A 20350-nucleotide genomic window follows, 5' to 3' on the forward strand; every position below is an offset into this window, starting at 1 on the left:
CATGACCGATCTCACCCGCCTGTCCGCCGCAGACCTGTCGATCCTCCTCACGAGCGGTGCCGTCAGCTCGGTGGAGGCCACCCAGGCCCACCTCGACCACATCGCGGCCGTCGACACCGACGTGCACGCGTTCCTGCACGTGGCCGGGGCGAGCGCCCTCGCCGCTGCTGCAGCCGTCGACGCCCAGCGCGCCGCCGGTGCCGTGCTCGGTCCGCTCGCCGGAGTGCCCATCGCCATCAAGGACGTGCTCGCGACGCGCGACATGCCCTCGACCGCCGGCTCGAAGATCCTCGAGGGCTGGATCCCGCCCTACGACGCGACCGTCGTGCGCCTCGTCCGTGAAGCCGGGCTGATCCCGCTCGGCAAGACCAACATGGACGAATTCGCGATGGGTTCGTCCACCGAGTTCTCCGCGTACGGCCCGACCCACAACCCCTGGGACCTCGACCGGATCCCCGGCGGTTCCGGCGGAGGCTCCGCCGCCGCAGTGAGCGCGTTCGAAGCTCCCCTCGCCCTCGGTAGCGACACCGGCGGATCGATCCGCCAGCCCGCCGCCGTCACCGGATCCGTCGGAGTCAAGCCGACCTACGGCGGCGTCTCCCGGTACGGAGCGATCGCCCTGGCGTCCTCGCTCGACCAGGTCGGGCCGGTCAGCCGCACCGTCTACGACGCCGCGCTCCTCCACGACGTGCTGAGCGGCCATGACCCGCTCGACTCCACCTCGCTGACCGACCGCTGGCCGTCGATGGCCGCTGCCGCGATCGCGGGCCGGGTCGACGGCGCCCTCACCGGTGTGCGGATCGGCGTCGTCAAGGAGCTGTCCGGCCCCGGGTTCCAGCCCGGCGTCCTGCAGCGCTTCAACGAAACCCTCGCGATGCTCGTCGCTGCCGGCGCCGAGATCGAAGAGGTCAGCGCGCCGAGCTTCGAATACGCCGTCGCCGCGTACTACCTGATCCTCCCGGCCGAGGCCTCGAGCAACCTGGCCCGCTTCGACTCGGTGCGTTTCGGCATCCGTGTCGACCCGGAGGAGGGCCCGCTCACGAGCGAACGGGTCATGGCCGCGACCCGCGACGCCGGGTTCGGCCCGGAGGTCAAGCGCCGGATCATCCTCGGCACCTACGCCCTGAGTGCCGGATACTACGACGCCTACTACGGCAGCGCCCAGAAGGTGCGCACCCTGATCCAGCGCGACTTCGACGCGGCATTCGAGAAGGTCGACGTCCTGTTGTCCCCGAGCGCGCCGACCACGGCGTTCAAGTTCGGCGAGAAGATGGACGACCCGATGGCGATGTACCTCAACGACGTCACCACGATCCCGGCGAACCTCGCCGGTATCCCCGGAATGAGCCTGCCGATGGGCCTCGCGCCGGAGGACGGCCTGCCCGTCGGGCTGCAGGTGATGGCGCCCGCCAAGCAGGACGCCCGCCTGTACACCTTCGGTGCCGCCGTCGAGCAGTTGCTCGAAGCGCACTGGGGACACACCCTGCTCAGCCTTGCGCCGAAACTGGCGCCCACCGAAATGTTCGCGAGCGAAGGGGGAGCCGTCTGATGAAGAAGGCTGAACTGATGGATTACGACAAGGCCCTCGAACTGTTCGAGCCGGTGCTCGGCTTTGAGGTGCACGTCGAACTGAACACCAAGACCAAGATGTTCTGCGGCTGCGCGAACGAATTCGGCCAGGGTGCCAACACGAACACCTGCCCGACCTGCCTCGGGCTTCCCGGCGGGCTCCCGCAGGTGAACGCGAAGGCGATCGAGTCGAGCATCCGCCTCGGGCTCGCCCTCGGCTGCGAGATCGCCGAATACTCGCGCTTCGCGCGCAAGAACTACTTCTACCCCGACACTGCGAAGAACTTCCAGACCTCGCAGTACGACGAGCCGATCGCGTTCAACGGGCAGCTCACGATCGAACTCGAGAGCGGCCGCCAGGTCACGATCGACATCGAACGCGCGCACATGGAAGACGACGCGGGCAAGCTCACCCACGTCGGCGGCGCGACCGGCCGCATCCAGGGCGCCGACTACTCGCTCGTGGACTACAACCGCGGCGGCGTGCCGCTCGTCGAGATCGTCACGCAGATGATCGAGGGCGGCGAGGCGGACTCTCCCGAGATCGGACGCACCTATGTGGCCGCGATCCGCGAGATCGTCAAGGCGCTCGGGGTGTCCAACGCCCGGATGGAAGAGGGCAACGTGCGCTGCGACGCGAACGTGTCCCTGCGCCCGCGCGGCTCCGGCAAGCTCGGCACCCGCACGGAGACCAAGAACGTCAACTCGCTCCGCAGCGTCGAACGTGCCGTCCGCTACGAGATCCAGCGCCAGGCCGCGCTCCTCGCCGCCGGTGGAACCATCACCCAGGAAACGCGCCACTGGCACGAGGACACCGGAATCACGTCCGCAGGCCGGCCCAAGTCCGACGCCGACGACTACCGCTACTTCCCCGAGCCGGACCTCGTCCCCGTCGCGCCCTCCCGCGCCTGGGTCGAAGAACTCCGCGCGACCCTGCCGGAGCCGCCCGCGGCACGGCGTAAGCGCCTCCAGGCCGACTGGGGCTTCGCGAACCTGGAGTTCCAGGACGTCGTCAACTCCGATTTGCTCGACGCGGTCGAGGCCACCGTCGCGGCCGGGGCATCCGCCCAGTCTGCCCGCAAGTGGTGGACCGGCGAGGTCGCCCGGCTCGCGAACGTCGCCGGCGTCTCCGCTGACTCGCTCGTCGAGCCGATGCAGCTCGCCGCGCTCATCGAACTCGTCACCGCGGGAACGCTGACCGACCGCCTGGCCCGCCAGGTGCTCGAGGGCGTCATCGCCGGCGAAGGCACCCCGCTCGAGGTCGTCGAGATCCGCGGTCTCGCAGTCGTTTCCGACGACGGCCCGCTCATCGAGGCCATCGACCTCGCCCTCGCCTCCCAGCCCGACGTCCTCGCGAAGATCCGCGACGGCAAGGTCCAGGCGGCCGGCGCCGTGATCGGCGCCGTCATGAAGGCCATGCGCGGGCAGGCGGATGCCGCACGGGTACGGGAACTCGTCCTCGAAAGGGCAGGAACGGCCGAGTAATGGCTCTCTGGAAGCGACGCGAGCCCGCAGCGGACGGGGCTGCGAGCCGCGCCGTTTTCGGCGTGGGGATGCAGGTCCTGGTGCGGCTCGATCGGAGCCGCTACCCGGAGTCGATGGTGGAAGACCCCATCGGCGTCATCGTCGGAGCGGGGGACTCCGACGGCGCTGCACTGTACGCGCCGGTCTCCGGCCGGGAGGCGATCTGGACCGTGCAATTCGACGAGCCCTTCTTCGGGCTCGACGGCTCCGGACCGCACCTGTCTGCCCGGGTCGCCCAGGCCTCCCTCGAACCGGCCCCGGAAGCGTGATGGCGATGAGCGCAGCCCAGGAACTCCCGGAGTCCCCGCGCACGGAAAGCCCCGCGACCCCGGCCGACATCCGTCGCTGGCGCCAGTACCTCGCCGACGAACGCGCGGAGGCCGCGGTGTACCGCGACCTGGCCTCCCGACGCGTCGGTGAGGAGCGCGAGATTCTGCTCGCCCTCGCCGAGGCGGAAGCCCGCCACGAGGCGCATTGGCGTGACCTGCTGGGCGATCAGGCCGGACCGCCTAAGCGCGGTGCGGTGCGCACCCGGTTCCTCGGTTTCCTCGCGAGGCGCTTCGGTTCCGTCTTCGTGCTCGCGCTCGCCCAGCGGGCGGAAGCACGCTCGCCATACGACTCCGACGTCGACGCGACGAAGACGATGGCGGCCGACGAACGCATCCACGAGGAGGTCGTCCGCGGGCTCGCCGCTCGGGGGCGCCAGCGCCTCGCCGGATCCTTCCGTGCCGCCGTCTTCGGCATCAACGACGGCCTCGTCTCCAACCTCGCTCTCGTGCTCGGCATCGGCGCGACCGGTGTTCCCGCCGCGACCATCCTGTTCACGGGCATTGCCGGCCTGCTCGCCGGCGCCCTGTCGATGGGTGCGGGGGAGTACGTCTCGGTGCGGTCGCAGCGTGAGCTGCTCGAGGCATCCACCCCCCAGGCAACCGCGCGCACGGTGCTCTCGCACCTCGACCTCGCCGCCAACGAGCTCACCCTCGTCTACCGGGCGCAGGGAATGGCGGCCGAGGAAGCCGAAGCGCATGCCCACGAAGTGCTGCGCACGCTGACCATGGCCACCGGACCGGTTTCGGTTGCCGCCCCCGTCCCCGGCTCCGATTCTCCCCACGGGGCGCTCGACCCCGCGACCGATGAGCACGAGGCGATCGGCACCGGCTGGGGCGCCGCCACCTCGAGCTTCTGCTTCTTCGCTTCCGGGGCCATCCTTCCCGTTCTGCCGTACCTGTTCGGCCTCGAGGGCCTCACGGCGATCGTGGTCGCGTCCGTGCTCGTCGGACTCGCCCTCCTCGCGACCGGTGCGATCGTCGGACTGCTCTCCGGCGGGCCGCCGCTCCGTCGTGCGCTCCGCCAGCTGCTGATTGGCTTCGCGGCCGCCGGCGTCACTTACGTGCTCGGGCTGCTCTTCGGCACCTCGCTCGGGTAGTCCCTTCGGGAACGATTCGCGAGCGTGAGGTCGGGCGTCGCGCCCCGCCGAGTCGTGAACGGCCCATCCATGTCGGACGGGGTTTCTCCGCGCCGCCGCGGATCGGCGTCCCCCTGCCACTGGTATCCCCCGGGGTCGAATTCAGGAGACGCGTGGGGTTGGGTGGAATCGGCCGCACTGGTCCGCGGGCCGCTGTTGCTCGCCCGGGCGCATCTCCTGAATTCGGCACCACGAGTGCGGACACACTCGCTGTCAGGTATGAATCTCGAGATGAGATGCCCGAAATAAAGTGAGCAAGCCTCGCAATAGTGTTCGATTCGGGGTAGAATCGGGGTATGGCAGGAGCTTCGGATCCACAGTCACACACCCCGCAGACACCCGGTTCCGGGTCCGCGGGGGATCAGCCCACCACGGTGGGCCTCGCCTCCACCGAGTCGTCGGCTGAGTCGTCGGTCGAGTCGGCTCATCCGGTTGCGATTGCTGAGGGTTTCGAGGGTGCGGAGGGGCTGGCCGGGGCTATTCCCTCGGTGCATGCGGATGCTGTCGCCCGACTCCTCGAGGCCCAGGTGGCTCTCGTGGAGGCCCTGGCGGCGATCCCGGTCGGGCTGCTCAGCGATGCGGAAGCGGTGACGGCGCTCAGCACGGTCGAGGCGATCGGGCGGACGGTGGATGCGGCGCGGGTGAATACGGCGACGGATGTGGATCGGCGAGCGCGGGTGCTCGGCCGGGAGGGTTTGGCGTGGCGGATGGGCTGTAAGGGCCCCTGGGACGTGCTGACCCGGGTGACCCGGGTGTCGGCCCGGGAGGTCAAGCGGAGGACGAAGCTCGGGGACGCGGTGTTGCCGCGGCCGTGCGGGGGGAGCAGCTGGTTGCCGCCGTTGTTCCCGACCGTTGGGGCCGCGCTGACGGCGGGGGAGATCGGGGTGGAGACGGCGGAGCTGATCGTGGCGGGGCTGCAGACGATCAGTCACCGGGTGGCGCCGGATGACCTGCTGACGGCGGAACGGGCTCTGGTCGCCACGGCGGCCGGCCTGATCACCCCGGAAACCGAGAACCTCGCCGGCGCCGGGGTCCCCGCGGCCGCGGATCTGATCCGGGGCATGGTGCTCCAGTGGCAGGCCGCCCTGGACCCCGACGGGGTCCTGCCGCAGGAGGACGTGTTCGAGGCGAAGTCGAACAGCGGCTTCGGCCAGTTGAAGAATGGGTTGTATCCGGTGAAGGGTGGGGTGACGCCGGAACTGTTCGGGATGATGAACACCCTCTTCGACGCGTTCCTGAGCTTCCACGCGCGGCCCGCGTTTCCCACCGAGGAGGAACAGGCGCTGATGGATTCGGGGCAGATGATTCCCGGCGCCGAAACCGCAGGCACCGGAGCCGACACCGGCCCCGAGCTCGACGTGATCGAAGCCGAGCTGCGGGAACGCCGCCAGGACACCCGCACGAGCGGGGAGAAGCGCGCGGACATCCTCCGGGCCCTGTTCGAACACGCCGCCCGCGATGAGGGCACGCCCAGCATGGGCGGGTCGGCACCGACGGTGATGGTGCACGTGAACGCGGCCGACCTCGCGAGCGGGGTCGGGGTGGGGTGGATCGACGGGGTCGAAGCGCCCGTGTCGCTGAAGACGGTGCACCAGCGGATCTGTGACGGCGGCTTCCAGGGGGTGTTGTTCGGGGAGAACAACCAGGTCCTCAAACTGGGTCCGGAGCGGCGGTATTTCAACCGGGCGCAGCGGCGGGCGATCACCGCCCGGGACGGCGGGTGCATCATCCCCGGCTGTAAAGCCCCGGCGCACTGGGCCGAGGTGCACCATGTGAAGCCCTGGGCGAAAGACGGACCCACGAATGTCGACAACGGGGTCCTCCTGTGCTGGTTCCATCACCACACCATCGATACCTCGGGGTGGGAGATCCGCATGGTGAAAGGATCACCACAAGTGCGGGCCCCGGGGCTGATCGACCCGCAACGGCTCTGGCGGCCACCGAACCGGCACCGCGCCCACCAAGTCCTCACCGGACCACCCAACCGCGACTGACCAGGCCGACTGACCCGGGTGAACGGGGGCCGCGCCGGACGCGAGCCGTCGCTATAGGGTGTCGTTCTCAGAGGCGTTCGGTCATCGTGACCTGACCGCAACATATGCAACCGGATTTCAGACATCCGTTTCCATATGATTTAGCCGAGGGTGACAAAGGAGGCTCCGTGTCCGTAGACCGACCGGCCATCAGCCTGCGGGGGCTGACCAAGTCCTTCGGAGTGGGGAATGCCGTCGACGGGGTCGATCTCGACATCGTCGAGGGCGAATTCTTCTCGATGCTCGGTCCGTCCGGCTCCGGAAAGACAACCGTGCTCCGGCTGATCGCCGGCTTCGAGCAGCCCACCAGCGGAACGGTGTCGCTCCTGGGGGAGGACGTCACCGACCGCGCCCCCTTCGACCGCGACGTCAACACCGTGTTCCAGGACTATGCGCTCTTCCCACACATGACGGTGCTCGACAACGTCGCTTACGGGCTGCGCGTGCGCGGTGTCGGCAAGCGCGAACGCCAGGAGCGGGCCAGGGCGGCCCTCGACACCGTGCGTCTCGGCGGTTTCGGCGACCGGAAGCCCGGGCAGCTCTCCGGGGGTCAACGCCAGCGCGTCGCCCTGGCCAGGGCGACGGTCGTGCAGCCGAAGGTGTTACTCCTCGACGAGCCGCTCGGCGCCCTCGACCTCAAGCTCCGTGAACAGATGCAGGTCGAGCTGAAAGAACTCCAGCGCGCACTCGGCATCACCTTCATCTTCGTCACCCACGACCAGGAGGAGGCGCTCACCCTGAGCGACCGGATCGCCGTCTTCAACGAGGGCCGGATCGAACAGCTCGGGACCCCCGCAGAGATCTACGATCGTCCCGTCTCGCCGTTCGTGGCCGCCTTCGTGGGCACGTCGAACGTGTTCAGCGATGAACTGTCCCGTCGGGTGCTCGGTCGCGGAGGCATCCACTCGGTTCGGCCGGAGAAGATGACGGCCGCGAAGCTGGACGCCCCGGTCAGCGGCGACCGCTCGGCGACAGGCGTGCTCGCCGAGGTGATCTACCTGGGCAGCAGCACGCGGATCATCGTCGACCTCGACGCCGGGATGCGCGTCGTCATCCAGGAGCAGAACGACGCACGTCGGGTCGGAGACGAAGAACGCGGCGCCCGCGTGCGCGTGGCCTGGTCAGACAGGGACACGGTCACGATCGTCGCCGACCGGCACGCCGAATCCCTGGACCCGGCACCGTAACCCGCTCACCCAAGAATGGAGACCGCTATGAACCGCCATACGCCCCACCGTAACTCCAGACTGACAGCCCTGACGGGGCTCGCCATCGCCTCGATCGCACTCCTCACCGCGTGCGGGACGACGACGTCCGGTTCGACCAAGCCCACGGCATCCGCGCCGACCGCTCTCGGCGCGAACGAAGGTGCCGTCTCGATCCTCGCGTGGCCCGGCTACGTCGAGGATGGCAGCAACGATCCGACCGTGGACTGGGTCAGCGCCTTCCAGGACGAGACCGGCTGCAAGGTCACGAGCAAGACCTACGGCACCTCCGACGAGGCCTTCAATCTCATGAAGACCGGTGACTACGACGTCGTCGCCGCGTCGGGTGACGCTTCCCTGCGCCTGGTCGCCGCCGGGGACGTCGCCCCGGTGAACACCGGTCTGATCCCGAACTACGCCGGAATCTACGACTTCCTCAAGCTGCAGGCGTGGAACAGCGTCGACGGCGTCTCCTACGGCATTCCGCACGGCTACGGCGCCAACCTATTGATGTACAAAACGGATGTCGTCACACCCGCCCCGACGTCGTGGGACGTCGTGTTCGACAAGTCCTCCGCCTACAAGGGCAAGGTCACCGCATACGACTCCCCGATCTACATTGCGGACGCTGCCATGTACCTGATGAAGCACCAGCCCGATCTGGGCATCAAGAACCCGTACGCCCTCGACGAGAAGCAGCTCGCGGCGGCCGTCGACCTGCTCAAGCAGCAGCGTCCGAACATCGGGGAGTACTGGTCCGACTACCTCAAGTCGGTGCAGTCCTTCGAGACCGGCGACACGGTCGTCGGTACCACCTGGCAGGTGATCCGCAACTCGCTCGCTGCCGGAACCCCCGCCGAGGTCACTGTGCCGTCGGAGGGCGTGACCGGTTGGTCGGACACCTGGATGATCGCCTCGAAGGCCGCGCACCCCAACTGCGCGTACGCGTGGCTCAACTACATCGCGAGCCCGAAGGCGAACGCGCAAGCTACCGAGTACTTCGGGGAGGCCCCGTCCAACCAGAAGGCCTGCGAGTTCATGACGGACCCCAACCAGTGTGCGACCTATCACGCCGGCGACGCCGACTACGCGTCGAAGATCTGGTACTGGACGACGCCGATCGCCAAGTGCGTCGACGGCAGGACCGACGTGACCTGCACGGACTACGCGGCCTGGACGACCGCGTGGCAGGAGATCAAGGGCTGATGCTCCAGCCCGATTCCGGCGGGCCCGTTCCGGCGCCCCGCGACACCGGGGCCCGCCGGATCTCGGTCTTCCTGAGCCGGCACCCCCGGCTGCGCCTCTCGCTGCTGCTCTCGGCCCCGCTGTTCTGGCTGGTGCTGGTCTACATCGTGGCCCTCGCGGCGCTCCTGATCACGGCGCTGTGGACGGTCGACACGTTCACGGGAACGATCACGCAGACCTGGACGCTCGACAACATTGTGACCGTGCTGACCGGATCGCTCTACCAGACCGTGACCCTGCGCACCCTCGGCGTCGCTGTGGTCGTGACCGTGGTCGACGTTCTGGTCGCCCTGCCGATCGCGTTCTACATGGCCAAGGTCGCGAGCACCCGGTGGCAGCGGGTGCTCGTGATCGCCGTGCTGATGCCGCTCTGGGCGAGCTACCTCGTGAAAGCGTACGCGTGGCGCTCCGTGCTCTCGAGCGATGGCATCGTCGACTGGCTGGTGGCCCCTTTCGGTGGCCACACCCCGGGCTACGGGCTGCCCGCGACGGTCATCACCCTCGCGTACCTCTGGTTGCCCTACGTGATCCTGCCGATCTACGCCGGCCTGGAACGCGTTCCGGACTCCCTGCTCGAGGCTTCAGGCGACCTCGGCGGCCGGACCGGGTCCACCCTCCGGCTCGTGGTGCTTCCGATGATCTGGCCGGCGATCATCGCCGGTTCGATCTTCAGCTTCTCGCTCACCCTCGGCGACTACATCACAGTGAACATCGTTGGAGGGGCCAACCAGATGCTCGGCAATCTCGTGTACACGAACGTCGGCGCGGCGAACAACCTGCCCCTCGCGGCCGCGATCGCCCTCATCCCGATCGTGATCATCTTCGGATACCTCGCCGCCGTGCGCCGCACCGGCGCCCTGGACAACCTGTAGGGAGAGAGATGCGCCTCAGCAGACCGGCACGGGTCGTTCTCGCCGTCCTCACCGGGATCATCCTCGCGGTGATCTACCTGCCGCTCATCGTCGTGTTGATCAACTCATTCAGCACGAGCACGAACCTGACCTGGCCTCCGCCCGGACTGACCCTCGAGTGGTGGGTGAAGGCGTTCCGCAATGAGGGCGCCCTCGACGCGATCGCGACGAGCGTGCAGATCGCGATCGTGGCGACCCTGGTCTCCCTCGTCCTCGGTACCCTGATCTCGCTCGCCCTGCAGCGGTTCACCTTCTTCGGGCGCGACGCCGTGAGCCTCCTCGTGATCCTGCCGATCGCGCTCCCCGGCATCATCACCGGCATCGCGCTCAACAACGCCTTCCGCACCATCATGGGGATTCAACTGTCGATCGCGACCGTGATCATCGCGCACGCGACGTTCTGCATCGTCACCGTGTTCAACAACGTCATCGCCCGGCTCCGCCGCGTCGGCACGAACCTGGAGGAGGCGTCGGCCGACCTCGGAGCGGGATTGTGGACCACGTTCCGGCTGGTGACCTTCCCGCAGCTGCGGTCCGCGCTCTTCGCCGGCGGACTGCTCGCCTTCGCGCTGAGCTTCGACGAGATCATCGTGACGACGTTCACCGCGGGGTCGAGCGTGAAGACCCTGCCGATCTGGATCCTCGACAACCTGTTCCGGCCGAACCAGGCGCCGATCGTCAACGTGATCGCCGTGGTCCTCGTGCTGGTCTCGATCGTGCCGATCTACGTGGCGCAGCGCCTTGCCGGGGCGGAGAAGGTCACCCCGTGACGCCTGTTCGGTTCAGCGCGCGTCGCGGCCGGTGAGCGCGAGCAGGCGGGTCTGCAGCGGTGCATCGTCCGGGAGCGGGACCGGGGGAGCGAAGAGGCCGCTCGCTTCGAGGGCATCCTTCTGCGGCTCGAAGACCGTCCACACCGCAGCGACGAGTTCGTCGTCGAGGGTGTCGTCGGCGGAGACGGCCCGGGCGAGATCCCAGGTGTGGATCGTGACCTCCGCGACCTGCTCCCGCAGGTATTCCTCTGCGGAAACGGTCTCGGATGCCAGCCGGACGGGGGCATCCGCCGGTGCTTCCGACCAGGCGGCGGTCGCGAGGGCGGAGTACGTGTCCCACTCCGCCTGCAGGTCGGAGCCGAGCGGTGCACGGGTGAGCTTCGCCTCGATGGCCGAGCGTCCGGCGAGCAAGCGCGGCACCGTCTGCTGACCTCGGACGACGTGTCGGACGAGATCGCGGACCGTCCACTCGGAGTCCGGGGTCGGCGCGTCCCAGCTGGTGACCTGGGCGAGCCGTGCGCTGAACTCCTGATGTGCCTGCTGCTGCAGGGCGAGCCAGTTCGATTCCATGAGGGCTCCTTTCGTTGCACGATGCAACCCGTGCGGCCGCCGGTGCATTCCGCCTCGCACGCTACCCGCTGAACGGGTCTGCTCGCACGGTCGGCGGTGTGGGTTAGTGTCGCAGGGTGAGCAGGCAGGACGGAAGCGACCGCACGGTCTCGGCGGCAAGCGTCGACGACTCCTCGGCGACCCTGCTCCACATCGACATGGACGCGTTCTTCGCCTCCGTCGAGCTGCTCGACCATCCGGAACTCGTCGACAAGCCCGTCATCGTCGGCCACCGCTCCGGCCGCTCCGTCGTGACCGCCGCCAACTACATCGCCCGACGCTACGGTGTGAACTCGGCCATGCCGATGGCGCTGGCCCTGCGGCGCTGCCCGGCGGCGGTCGTCCTCGAACCGCACATGAGCCGGTACCGGGATTTCTCTGAGCAGGTGATGGGCATCTTCACGGACATGACCCCGCTCGTCGAGCCGCTCAGCATCGACGAAGCGTTCCTCGACGTCGCCGGCGCCCGCCGCCTGCACGGCTCGCCCGCCGTGATCGCAGCGCTGATCCGCGAACGGGTCCAGAACGAGACCGGGCTCACCTGCTCCGTCGGCGCGGCGTCGACGAAGTTCGTCGCCAAGATGGCGTCGAGCAGGGCGAAACCCAACGGCCTGCTCGTGGTTCCCGCCGAGGACACCCTCGCGTTCCTGCATCCGCTGCCCGTCGACTCGCTGTGGGGCGTCGGCGCCATGACCGAGAAGTCGCTCCTCGCGCTCGGCCTGCACACGATCGGCGATCTCGCCGCCACACCGCTGCCGGTCCTGCAGAAGAAGATCGGCGAGGCCGCGGGCCGCAAGCTGCACGAGCTGGCGTGGGGGAGGGACCCGCGCGGAGTGAGCCTCGAACGCGAGGAGAAGAGCGTCGGCCACGAGATCACCTTCGAACACGACGTCACGGATGTCGCCCGGTTGCGCAGCGAACTTCTCCGCCAGTCGGACGCAGTGGCGGTTTCCCTCCGGCGAGCGGGGCTCGTCGGCCGCTGCGTCGTGCTGAAACTCCGGTACACCGACTTCAGCACGGTGACCCGCTCGCGCACTCTCGCCGAGGCGACCAACGTGGGCCGGCGCATCTACGAGGAGGCCGCGGCGAGCTTCGACGTGCTCGCGGCCCGCGGCATCCGCGTGCGGTTGATCGGGGTGCGGGTGGAGCAACTCGGCGACGGCGACGGGGCCGGCCTCGGCCTCTGGGACCCCGACGATGACTGGCGCGGTGCCGAACTCGCGGTGGACACGGTCAGTGCGCGCTTCGGTCGAGGTGCGGTGCGCCCCGCCTCGCTGCTCGGGCCGAGCCAGGCCCGCCCGGTCGGCCTCGACGCCACCAAGCCGAACCCCCGGGCGGGCGAACACGGAGACGACAATCCCTGATGCCGGGCGTGGCGGAGCACGACGGGGTATCTTGAGAATATGACTAGCCTCCCCGAAAAGCTCGCAGAAATCTCTCGCTCCGCCGGTGTGCGGTCGGCATACGGTGACCCCGTCCTCGTCGACGGGATCACGATCGTTCCCGTCGCGCTCGTGTACTACGGCTTCGGCGGCGGCGAAGGCGAATCCGCAGAGGGCGCCGGTTCGGGCGGCTTCGGCGGCCCCGGACACGGCGCCGGTGGCGGCGGTGGCGGGGTGTCCATCCCGGTGGGCGCCTACGTGAAGGCCGAGGGCACCGTGCGCTTCGAGCCCAACGTCATCTCCCTGCTCGCCGTGGGGATCCCTTTCGTTTGGGTCGTCGGCAAGACCCTCAGCCACGTCATTCGGGCGCTCAAAAAGTAGCCCTAGCTGAACGCGTCGGGGATCCCGTCGTTGTCCGCGTCCGCCTTCTCCTTGAGGTCGATTGCCCGGTAGTGCCGGTTGCGGCTGCGCAGCACGACGGCGGCGAGCAGGGCCGCGAGCAATGAAGCCGTGAGGATGGCCACCTTGGCGTGGTCGTCCTCCACTGTGCCGTGTCCGAAGCCGAGCTCACTGATCAGCAACGACACCGTGAAGCCCACGCCCGCGAGCATGGCCACGCCGATCACGTCGACCCAGGCCAGGTCGGGGTCGAGTGATGCCTTCGTCGTGCGGGTGACGAGCCATGTCGAGCAGAGGATGCCGACCGGCTTGCCGAGCACGAGCGCGACGATGATCCCGATCGCGACGGGGTCGCTCAAGGCGGCCGCGAGACCGGCGGGCCCGCCGATCGCGACCCCGGCGGAGAAGAAAGCGAAGACCGGAACGGCGAATCCCGCGGACAACGGCCGGATCCGGTGCTCGAGGGTCTGGGCGAGCCCGGCTCCCGCGTCCGGCCCGCCACCACGACGGCTGCGGAGCACGGGCACCGCGAAACCGAGCAGCACACCGGCGACGGTGGCGTGGATGCCGGACGCATGGACCAGGACCCAGGTCACCACGCCGAGCGGCACGAGCACGAGCCACGCCAGCCACGGTTGCGTCCCGAAGTGGTACGAGTATCGGTGCGCGAGGAATGCGAAGAGGGCGAGCGGCACCGCGGCCGCCGCGAGCAGGAGCGGCTGCAAGTCGCTCGTGTAGAAGAACGCGATGATCGTGATCGCCAGCAGGTCGTCGACGACCGCGAGGGTCAGCAGGAACACCCGGAGGGCGCTCGGCAGGTGCGAGCCGATCACGGCGAGCACGGCGACGGCGAAGGCGATGTCCGTGGCCGTCGGCACGGCCCAGCCCCGCAAGGCCTCCGCGCCGCCGCCGATGTTCACCAGCGTGAAGAAGAGCGCGGGGGTCAGCACGCCACCGACCGCCGCCGCAACGGGAACGACCGCGCGGTCCAGGGTGCGGAGGTCGCCGGCGACGAATTCGCGTTTGAGCTCGAGGCCGGCAAGGAAGAAGAAGATGGCGAGGAGGCCGTCGGCCGCCCACGCCCCGACGCTGAGCTGGAGGTGCCAGGGCTCGTAGCCGAACTCGAAGTCCCGCACGGCGAAGTAGACGCCGGAGGCCGGCGAATTCGCGAGGATCAAGGCGATGACCGTCGCAACGAGCAGGAGCGCCCCGCCGACCGTTTCGCGACGGAGGATCTGACTGATTCGCACGTATTCCGGATAGCTGCTGCGCCGGAAGACAGCGCCGATTCCCCGGGGAGTGCGCGGAGCCGGGGAGGCTCCTGACGGGTTCATGGGTGGATTCATGGGTGGATCCTCTGGTTTCGGGCTCGATGAGCGGACGCCGACCAGACTTCCCGGCACACCTGCTTTCACTGTACACGGGCCCCTCGCCGCGCCCCTCCGCCTGCTGCGGGAACCCGGTCCGGTCTATACTCGGTATCGAACACGGGAGTCCGGTCAACCGGGCTGAGAGGAAGCTTCCTAAGCTTCGACCGTCGAACCTGATCTGGATCATGCCAGCGCAGGGAGGCAGAAACACTCATACCCGTGCCCTCAATTGCCATTGAAAGGGCGCGACACCATGCATTCAAAACTCACCACACCCGCAGCCCGGGTCCGCAACTACCGCTGGCGGGTCGTCGACATCGTCGTCGCCAGCGTGATCGGCGTCGCGAGCGGCGTCATCTTCTGGGCCTGGGGCCTGGCCTGGACGCCGCTGAGCGCCGTCCTGGCCTTCACGCCGGGCCTCGAGGGCCTGCTCGCCGGCGGCTGGCTCTTCGCAGCCGTGCTCGGCGGGCTCGTCGTGCGGAAGCCCGGCGCCGCCGTCTACACCGAGGTCGTCGCCGCCGTCGTCTCGATGCTGATCGGCACCCAGTGGGGCTTCTCGACCCTGATCTGGGGTGTCGTCGAGGGCCTCGGCGCGGAGATCGTCTTCGCCCTGTTCCTCTATTCGAGCTGGAAGCTCGGCACCGCGCTCCTCGCCGGCGCCGGGGCAGGCGTCGCGGTCGGAATCCTCGACGTCCTGAACAGCTACGCCGCCGTCGACGATGCGATCAAGGTGACCTACTTCGTCTCCGCCGTGGTCTCTGGCGTTTTGCTCGGTGGGCTGGTCTCCTGGCTCGTCCTGCGCGGCCTCGTTCGCTCGGGAGCCCTGAGTCGCTTCGCCGCCGGCCGCGACGCTGCCGGCCGGGCGACTCAGCGCGCGACCGTGTAGCGGATGCCCCTGGACCCCGATTCCGTGCGCCCGGTCGCGGGTGCGCACGTGCGCGCCCGCGGCTGGGGCTGGCGGCACGCCGGACGGCGCGCCCCGGCGGTCTCCGGACTCGACCTCGACATCCGCCCCGGCGAACGGGTGCTGCTGCTCGGCGCGAGCGGCGCGGGTAAGAGCACCCTCGTGCACGCCCTCGCCGGGGTGCTCGGCTCGGAGGACGAGGGCGACGAGACCGGCGAGCTGCTCGTCGACGGGCGGAGACCGGCGGATGCCCGCGGCCGGGTCGGACTCGTGCTGCAGGACCCGGATTCCCAGGTCGTGCTCGCGCGGGTCGGCGACGATGTCGCCTTCGGCTGCGAGAATCTCGCCGTGCCGCGGGACGAGATCTGGCGCAGGGTCGGTGTCGCCCTCGAGGCGGTCGGCCTGAGGCTCCCGCTCGACCACCCCACCTCCGCCCTCAGCGGAGGCCAGAAGCAACGCCTCGCCCTCGCCGGCGTCCTCGCGATGCGGCCGGGCCTGCTCCTGCTCGACGAGCCGACCGCGAACCTCGACCCCGATGGTGTGATGGAGGTGCGAGACGCCGTGCGCCGCACCCTCGACGCCTCGGGGGCGACCCTGATCGTGATCGAACACCGGGTCGCGGTGTGGCAGGACCTCGTCGACCGGGTCATCGTGCTCGATGCCGCCGGGGGAATCCTCGCCGACGGGCCGACCGGCACCGTGCTGCAATCCGAGGGCGAACGGCTCGCGGCTGCCGGTGTCTGGGTGCCGCACCTCCCGCCGCGGTTGCCCGGCAGGCTGCCCGGTCGGCTGCCGGGCCGGCTGTCTGCTGACCTCGGCCTGCAGGCCGGGGGAGCCCAGGCTCCCGAACTCCTGCTGTCCGCGACCGGGCTCGCCGTCGGGCGGGTGCCGTTCGCCCGCCGCACCGCCCAGGTCGTCGCCGGCGGGATCGACCTCGGCATCGGGGCGGGCACGGCGACCGCGATCACCGGACCGAACGGCGCGGGCAAATCGACCCTCGCGCTCACCCTCGCCGGGCTGCTCGCTCCGGCGGGCGGCCGTCTCACGGCGGGTCCCGGCCTCGCGGGCGGTCTCGGTGCCGAACCGGTGCGCTGGCGCTCCCGCGCCCTGCTCACCCGGATCGGCACGGTCTTCCAGGACCCCGAGCACCAGTTCCTCACCGGCTCCGTGCGCGCCGAACTCACCGTCGGCCCGCACGCCCTCGGCCTCGCTCCCGCGGAACAGGCGCGCCGCGTCGACGAGCTCCTCGAGAGGCTCCGGCTCGACCATCTCGCCGAGGCGAACCCCTTCACCCTCTCCGGCGGAGAGAAACGCCGGCTCTCGGTCGCGACGGTGCTCGCGAGTCGCCCGCGGATGCTTGTCCTCGACGAACCCACCTTCGGCCAGGACTCCCGCACCTGGCGGGAACTCGTCTCCCTCCTCGTCGACGTGCAGAGCGCGGGCACCGCACTCGTGTGCGTGACCCATGACCAGCTCCTCGTCGACACGATCGCCGACTCCGAATACCGGCTCGCGGCCGGCCACGCCGGATCGGCTGCCGGGTCCACGGCCGGGGTACGCCGATGAGCCTGATGACGCCGAGCATCCGCCCGAGCGCGGTCGCCCGGCTCAACCCGATCTCCAAGCTCGGCGCCGCGATCGTCGTGAGCCTCGCGTTGCTGCTCTCGATCGACTGGGTCTCCGCGCTGGTCGCCCTGGCCCTCGAGGGCGTCCTGCTGTTCTGGTGCGGGCTGAGCGCACGGCAATTCTGGCTGCGCACGTCGACGCTGTGGATCGCCGCGCCCTTCGCCGGCCTGACCACGGTGCTCTACGGCCGCGACTCGGGGGCCGTGCTCCTGACCGTCGGTTTCGTGACGGTGACGGATGGCTCCGTGCAGCTCGGTCTGGCCATTGCGCTCCGCGTGCTCGCGATCGGGCTGCCGGGGATCGTGCTCCTGGCCACGACGGATCCCACCGACCTCGCCGACGGGCTCGCCCAGGTGCTGCGGCTTCCTGCCCGGTTCGTGCTCGGCGGACTCGCCGGCCTCCGCCTCGTCGGCATGTTCATCGAAGACTGGCGCTTCCTCGGCCTCGCGCGGCGTGCGCGGGGAGTCGGTGACGGTGGCGGACCGATCGGGGCGCTCCGCCGCTTTTTCGGGCCGGCCTTCGCTCTCCTGGTCATCTCGGTGCGCCGCGGGAGCAAGCTCGCAACGGCCATGGAAGCCAGGGGTTTCGGGACCGCGCCGCGCACCTGGGCCCGCGAATCGGTGATCGGTGCCGGGGACGCGGTGATGCTGGGGCTCGGCATCGGCATCGCCGGAATCGCAATCGTGGTCGCGATCTGGGCGGGGACGTGGCACTTTGTCCTCTCCTGACCAGGTGCTGCTCGCCCCGGTGCTGGCTGCGATCGCGGCGCACACCGCAGCGCACACCGGGGTGGATGCCCGGAATCCGTCTCCGCCCGTCGTCATCCTGATCGACGGGCCGAGTGGGGCGGGCAAGAGCACCCTCGCCGACCGCATCCTCGCCGCCTGGCCTGCGACAGAGGGCCGGACGAAGGGGCTGCCCACGCTCATCCGTCTCGACGACATCTACCCCGGCTGGAACGGACTCGCCGCCGCGAGCGCACACGTGTCCGAACACGTGCTGCGTCCGTTCCGGGCGGGCCTGCCCGGCGCGTGGCGCCGCTACGACTGGACCACGGACGCGCCCGCGGAATGGCACCCGGTCGATCTGGCGCGCCCGCTGCTCGTGGAGGGCTGCGGCACCCTCGCCGCGGCCAACGCCGGGCTGAGCGACGTGCGGATCTGGCTCAGGGCCGACGACCAGGAGCGCAAGCAGCGGGCGCTCGCGCGGGACGGTGAGGCGTTCCGGTCGCACTGGGACCAGTGGCAGGCGGAATGGCAGGGATTCCTCGTACGGGAGGAACCCGCACGCTGGGCGACGCTCGAACTCGACGGGACCCCGGCATCCGCGTAGATCAGGGAAATCGGACTACCGTGGAGGTATGACTAGTCCAGCTCCCGAAGAAGTGTTCTACACCGCCGAATTCATCGACGGCCCCCTCGAAGGGCAGGTCGATTCCCGGGTTCTCGTGCGCGGCGCTCACGACAGCCGGATCAGCATGGTCTCGCTCGTCGAGGGCATCGAGACCCTGTTCTGGTACGACGAGGTCGATGAACGCGACGTGCAGGGCCGGATCCACGTGCGCTACCGCTTCGACGCGACGGACAGCGACCCGTACGTTCCGGAAGAGCAGCCGGAGTAATCGCCTACTGCTCCAGAAGCGCCGAGATCATCGGCACCGGGTTGAGCAGCCGCCAGCCGGGTCCGGGTGCGCTGATCGTCGCATCGAGCACGAGGGGTGAGGTCACGGCCTCCCCGCTCGCATCCACGGTGACCCGGCCGATCGTCGTGCCGGAGCGGCCGGTCGCGAACGCATCCAGGTCGAGCGTCGCTGCTCCCACCGGGGTCGCCTGCCAGCCGAACCGGGTCTTACCCGTCTTCACGACGCCAGTGGACGTCGCGTCCCAGGGAGCGTCGAACCGCACGTATGCCGCGCCCTCCGCGAGGATCGGAAGGTCGGTGACGCCTGCCTTCGCACTGGCCATCAGGGCCTTCAGATCGCTCGTCAGCGTGTCGTAGTCCGGCTCGCCGATCAGGGCACCGGCGAAGGTGAAGGCGGCCGGCGCGGTTCCGACGGTTGCGGTGAACAGGAAACAGACGCCGCCGGCATCCGTGTAGCTCCGGGAGAGGCCGGTGATGCCCTCCTCGGGCAGGTAGGCGGTCGTGTTGTCGACTCCGCGCTGGCCGACCAGTGCGGATGCCGGGCTCGCCAGGATCTGGCTGATCACCGGGTTGGTCGCGGCGAGGCCCGCGAGCCGCGCGAGGTCCGTTCCGGTTCCGGCGCTCGCATCCGCGAGGCCCGTGGCATCGGCGACGTGGATGCCGGCCAGGCCCTCCTTCGCGAGCCAGGCGTTGGCGGCGCTCACGTACGCGTCGACGGAGCCGAAGGCCCACCGGGCGAGGGTGTCCGCGTGGTTGTTGCTCGAGCCGAGGATCATCGCCTGCAGGAGTTCCTGCTGCGTCCAGGTCTCGCCCGGGAAGACGATGACCGTGCGCGCGCCGTTGGCCACGTAGTCGAGGTAGCCCTGATAGTCGGCCGGTGTGATCGGCACCCCGGGCCCCGCTGCTCCGGCGTCGAGCGGCTTGGCCGAGAGCACGACGAGGGCTGCGACGACCTTCGCCGCCGCGGCCATCGGCAGCGGCGTCGTGCTGCCCGCTGCGGCGATCGGGGTGCTCGCGACCGTCATCGCGGTCGTCGTGGCGCCGGCGGCCGGCGGCACCAGGCTCACGACCGCGCTCGTGCCCGCTGCGGGGAGGACCGGGGGAGTGGCCGGTGCCGCGGCAGCAGGCGCCGACACCACGGTCGCCTTGACCATCGGGAGCGGCCCGAGGAGCGTCGCCGGCCCGTAGACGCCGATGACCAGGATCGCAAGGGCACCAACCGTGATGCCCAGGGCGCGGCCGGGCCGGAATCTACTCATGAGTCGAGGCTAACAAGTGCCGGTCATCCCCAGCCGAGCTCGTGCAGCCTGTCGTCATCGATCCCATAGAAATGTCCGATTTCGTGCACGAGAGTGATGTGCACCTGGTCGCGGAGTTCGTCGAGGGAATCGACGATCGCGAGCAGGGCCTCCCGGTACAGGATGATCCGGTCCGGCATCTCCCCGAAGCCGTACTGGTCGCGCTGCGTCAGTGCGACGCCGTCATAGAGGCCGAGCGTGTCCAGGGAACCGTCCTCGGGACGATCCTCGACCACGAAGATGACGTTCTCGAGGCCGTCGACCATGTCGTCCGGCAGGAGATCGAGTTCGTCGACGACGATCTTCTCGAATTCCTCGTGACTGAAATCATCGGGGCTGAGCTGCGGCATCCGTTCAGCATGTCATAGGAAGACACTGCCGAACGGATGCCGTCTCTAC

At 69.4% G+C, this 20350-nt stretch carries 20 protein-coding genes and 1 riboswitch; of the genes, 16 read left to right on the forward strand and 4 right to left on the reverse strand.

The window, feature by feature from the left end; genetic code table 11:
• Nucleotide 1: 1 nt before the first annotated feature.
• The 9 genes from gatA (at nucleotide 2) to MQH31_RS06060 (ending at nucleotide 10722) form a co-directional block, all read left to right on the forward strand.
• The gene (gene gatA, locus MQH31_RS06020; protein WP_134532273.1) at nucleotides 2-1549 is read left to right on the forward strand and encodes an Asp-tRNA(Asn)/Glu-tRNA(Gln) amidotransferase subunit GatA; all 1548 of its coding nucleotides are present in this window, start codon (nucleotides 2-4) and stop codon (nucleotides 1547-1549) included.
• The gene (gene gatB, locus MQH31_RS06025; protein WP_134532271.1) at nucleotides 1549-3054 is read left to right on the forward strand and encodes an Asp-tRNA(Asn)/Glu-tRNA(Gln) amidotransferase subunit GatB; all 1506 of its coding nucleotides are present in this window, start codon (nucleotides 1549-1551) and stop codon (nucleotides 3052-3054) included. The genes gatA and gatB overlap by 1 nt, the downstream gene beginning before the upstream one ends.
• Nucleotides 3054-3362, forward strand: coding sequence for a hypothetical protein (locus MQH31_RS06030; protein ID WP_134532269.1), 309 nt, complete (start codon nucleotides 3054-3056; stop codon nucleotides 3360-3362). The genes gatB and MQH31_RS06030 overlap by 1 nt, the downstream gene beginning before the upstream one ends.
• 5 nt (nucleotides 3363-3367) lie before the next feature.
• Nucleotides 3368-4519: a VIT1/CCC1 transporter family protein gene (locus MQH31_RS06035; protein WP_243011306.1), complete on the forward strand. Its 1152-nt coding sequence runs from the start codon at nucleotides 3368-3370 to the stop codon at nucleotides 4517-4519.
• Nucleotides 4520-4854: 335 nt separating this feature from the next.
• The gene (locus tag MQH31_RS06040) at nucleotides 4855-6552 is read left to right on the forward strand and encodes an HNH endonuclease signature motif containing protein (protein ID WP_243011307.1); all 1698 of its coding nucleotides are present in this window, start codon (nucleotides 4855-4857) and stop codon (nucleotides 6550-6552) included.
• A 167-nt stretch (nucleotides 6553-6719) separates the two neighbouring features.
• The gene (locus tag MQH31_RS06045) at nucleotides 6720-7778 is read left to right on the forward strand and encodes an ABC transporter ATP-binding protein (RefSeq protein ID WP_243011308.1); all 1059 of its coding nucleotides are present in this window, start codon (nucleotides 6720-6722) and stop codon (nucleotides 7776-7778) included.
• Nucleotides 7779-7805: 27 nt separating this feature from the next.
• The gene (locus tag MQH31_RS06050; protein ID WP_243011309.1) at nucleotides 7806-9002 is read left to right on the forward strand and encodes an ABC transporter substrate-binding protein; all 1197 of its coding nucleotides are present in this window, start codon (nucleotides 7806-7808) and stop codon (nucleotides 9000-9002) included.
• Nucleotides 9002-9913 (forward strand): ABC transporter permease, encoded by a 912-nt coding sequence (locus MQH31_RS06055; protein ID WP_243011310.1) that lies wholly within the window; start codon nucleotides 9002-9004, stop codon nucleotides 9911-9913. Before MQH31_RS06050 ends, MQH31_RS06055 begins: the two co-directional genes overlap by 1 nt.
• Nucleotides 9914-9921: 8 nt before the next feature.
• Nucleotides 9922-10722, forward strand: a complete 801-nt coding sequence (locus MQH31_RS06060; protein ID WP_243011311.1) for an ABC transporter permease — start codon at nucleotides 9922-9924, stop codon at nucleotides 10720-10722.
• 12 nt (nucleotides 10723-10734) lie between these two features.
• On the opposite strand, the gene MQH31_RS06065 is transcribed toward MQH31_RS06060, so the two are convergent.
• The gene (locus MQH31_RS06065) at nucleotides 10735-11292 is read right to left on the reverse strand and encodes a TIGR03086 family metal-binding protein (RefSeq protein WP_134532261.1); all 558 of its coding nucleotides are present in this window, start codon (nucleotides 11290-11292) and stop codon (nucleotides 10735-10737) included.
• A gap of 116 nt (nucleotides 11293-11408) precedes the next feature.
• On the opposite strand from MQH31_RS06065, the gene MQH31_RS06070 reads away from it, so the two are divergent.
• Together MQH31_RS06070 and MQH31_RS06075 are read left to right on the forward strand one after the other, a co-directional pair.
• Nucleotides 11409-12695, forward strand: coding sequence for a DNA polymerase IV (locus MQH31_RS06070; RefSeq protein WP_243011312.1), 1287 nt, complete (start codon nucleotides 11409-11411; stop codon nucleotides 12693-12695).
• 39 nt (nucleotides 12696-12734) lie between these two features.
• On the forward strand, nucleotides 12735-13094 hold the full coding sequence (locus tag MQH31_RS06075) for a hypothetical protein (RefSeq protein WP_134532257.1): 360 nt from the start codon (nucleotides 12735-12737) through the stop codon (nucleotides 13092-13094).
• Nucleotides 13095-13096: 2 nt separating this feature from the next.
• Here the strand turns inward: MQH31_RS06075 and nhaA are convergent, their stop codons facing one another.
• Nucleotides 13097-14458, reverse strand: a complete 1362-nt coding sequence (nhaA, locus tag MQH31_RS06080; RefSeq protein ID WP_243011313.1) for a Na+/H+ antiporter NhaA — start codon at nucleotides 14456-14458, stop codon at nucleotides 13097-13099.
• A gap of 131 nt (nucleotides 14459-14589) precedes the next feature.
• A riboswitch (TPP riboswitch) is annotated at nucleotides 14590-14699 on the forward strand.
• Between the two features lie 36 nt (nucleotides 14700-14735).
• Here nhaA and MQH31_RS06085 point away from each other — a divergent pair.
• The 5 genes from MQH31_RS06085 to MQH31_RS06105 are packed head-to-tail and all read left to right on the forward strand — an operon-like array spanning nucleotide 14736 to nucleotide 18633.
• Nucleotides 14736-15368, forward strand: a complete 633-nt coding sequence (locus tag MQH31_RS06085) for an ECF transporter S component (protein ID WP_243011314.1) — start codon at nucleotides 14736-14738, stop codon at nucleotides 15366-15368.
• A gap of 3 nt (nucleotides 15369-15371) precedes the next feature.
• Nucleotides 15372-16952, forward strand: coding sequence for an ABC transporter ATP-binding protein (locus tag MQH31_RS06090; protein ID WP_243011315.1), 1581 nt, complete (start codon nucleotides 15372-15374; stop codon nucleotides 16950-16952).
• On the forward strand, nucleotides 16949-17740 hold the full coding sequence (locus tag MQH31_RS06095) for an energy-coupling factor transporter transmembrane component T family protein (protein WP_243011316.1): 792 nt from the start codon (nucleotides 16949-16951) through the stop codon (nucleotides 17738-17740). The genes MQH31_RS06090 and MQH31_RS06095 overlap by 4 nt, the downstream gene beginning before the upstream one ends.
• On the forward strand, nucleotides 17727-18344 hold the full coding sequence (locus MQH31_RS06100; protein WP_243011317.1) for a nucleoside/nucleotide kinase family protein: 618 nt from the start codon (nucleotides 17727-17729) through the stop codon (nucleotides 18342-18344). Before MQH31_RS06095 ends, MQH31_RS06100 begins: the two co-directional genes overlap by 14 nt.
• 28 nt (nucleotides 18345-18372) lie before the next feature.
• Nucleotides 18373-18633 carry a hypothetical protein gene (locus tag MQH31_RS06105; protein WP_134532249.1) on the forward strand — a complete coding sequence of 87 codons (261 nt, stop codon included), beginning with the start codon at nucleotides 18373-18375 and terminating at the stop codon, nucleotides 18631-18633.
• Between the two features lie 4 nt (nucleotides 18634-18637).
• Here MQH31_RS06105 and MQH31_RS06110 read toward each other — a convergent pair whose 3' ends face one another.
• Both MQH31_RS06110 and MQH31_RS06115 read right to left on the reverse strand, forming a co-directional pair.
• Nucleotides 18638-19912, reverse strand: a complete 1275-nt coding sequence (locus MQH31_RS06110; protein WP_243011318.1) for a D-alanyl-D-alanine carboxypeptidase family protein — start codon at nucleotides 19910-19912, stop codon at nucleotides 18638-18640.
• Between the two features lie 23 nt (nucleotides 19913-19935).
• On the reverse strand, nucleotides 19936-20301 hold the full coding sequence (locus MQH31_RS06115) for a metallopeptidase family protein (protein ID WP_243011319.1): 366 nt from the start codon (nucleotides 20299-20301) through the stop codon (nucleotides 19936-19938).
• Nucleotides 20302-20350 lie beyond the last annotated feature (49 nt).

The sequence above is a fragment of the Cryobacterium zhongshanensis genome, from assembly GCF_022760445.1.
Taxonomy (GTDB): domain Bacteria; phylum Actinomycetota; class Actinomycetes; order Actinomycetales; family Microbacteriaceae; genus Cryobacterium; species Cryobacterium algoricola.

Bases quoted from the DNA above. Each gene is read 5' to 3' on its own strand.
- MQH31_RS06055 (WP_243011310.1), top strand. From the start codon at position 9,002: ATGCTCCAGCCCGATTCCGGCGGGCCCGTTCCGGCGCCCCGCGACACC.
- MQH31_RS06065 (WP_134532261.1), bottom strand. From the start codon at position 11,292: ATGGAATCGAACTGGCTCGCCCTGCAGCAGCAGGCACATCAGGAGTTC.
- MQH31_RS06030 (WP_134532269.1), top strand. From the start codon at position 3,054: ATGGCTCTCTGGAAGCGACGCGAGCCCGCAGCGGACGGGGCTGCGAGC.
- MQH31_RS06075 (WP_134532257.1), top strand. From the start codon at position 12,735: ATGACTAGCCTCCCCGAAAAGCTCGCAGAAATCTCTCGCTCCGCCGGT.
- MQH31_RS06090 (WP_243011315.1), top strand. From the start codon at position 15,372: ATGCCCCTGGACCCCGATTCCGTGCGCCCGGTCGCGGGTGCGCACGTG.
- MQH31_RS06035 (WP_243011306.1), top strand. From the start codon at position 3,368: ATGAGCGCAGCCCAGGAACTCCCGGAGTCCCCGCGCACGGAAAGCCCC.
- MQH31_RS06110 (WP_243011318.1), bottom strand. From the start codon at position 19,912: ATGAGTAGATTCCGGCCCGGCCGCGCCCTGGGCATCACGGTTGGTGCC.
- gatB (WP_134532271.1), top strand. From the start codon at position 1,549: ATGAAGAAGGCTGAACTGATGGATTACGACAAGGCCCTCGAACTGTTC.
- MQH31_RS06050 (WP_243011309.1), top strand. From the start codon at position 7,806: ATGAACCGCCATACGCCCCACCGTAACTCCAGACTGACAGCCCTGACG.
- MQH31_RS06105 (WP_134532249.1), top strand. From the start codon at position 18,373: ATGACTAGTCCAGCTCCCGAAGAAGTGTTCTACACCGCCGAATTCATC.
- MQH31_RS06095 (WP_243011316.1), top strand. From the start codon at position 16,949: ATGAGCCTGATGACGCCGAGCATCCGCCCGAGCGCGGTCGCCCGGCTC.
- nhaA (WP_243011313.1), bottom strand. From the start codon at position 14,458: ATGAATCCACCCATGAACCCGTCAGGAGCCTCCCCGGCTCCGCGCACT.
- MQH31_RS06060 (WP_243011311.1), top strand. From the start codon at position 9,922: ATGCGCCTCAGCAGACCGGCACGGGTCGTTCTCGCCGTCCTCACCGGG.
- MQH31_RS06085 (WP_243011314.1), top strand. From the start codon at position 14,736: ATGCATTCAAAACTCACCACACCCGCAGCCCGGGTCCGCAACTACCGC.
- gatA (WP_134532273.1), top strand. From the start codon at position 2: ATGACCGATCTCACCCGCCTGTCCGCCGCAGACCTGTCGATCCTCCTC.
- MQH31_RS06115 (WP_243011319.1), bottom strand. From the start codon at position 20,301: ATGCCGCAGCTCAGCCCCGATGATTTCAGTCACGAGGAATTCGAGAAG.
- MQH31_RS06040 (WP_243011307.1), top strand. From the start codon at position 4,855: ATGGCAGGAGCTTCGGATCCACAGTCACACACCCCGCAGACACCCGGT.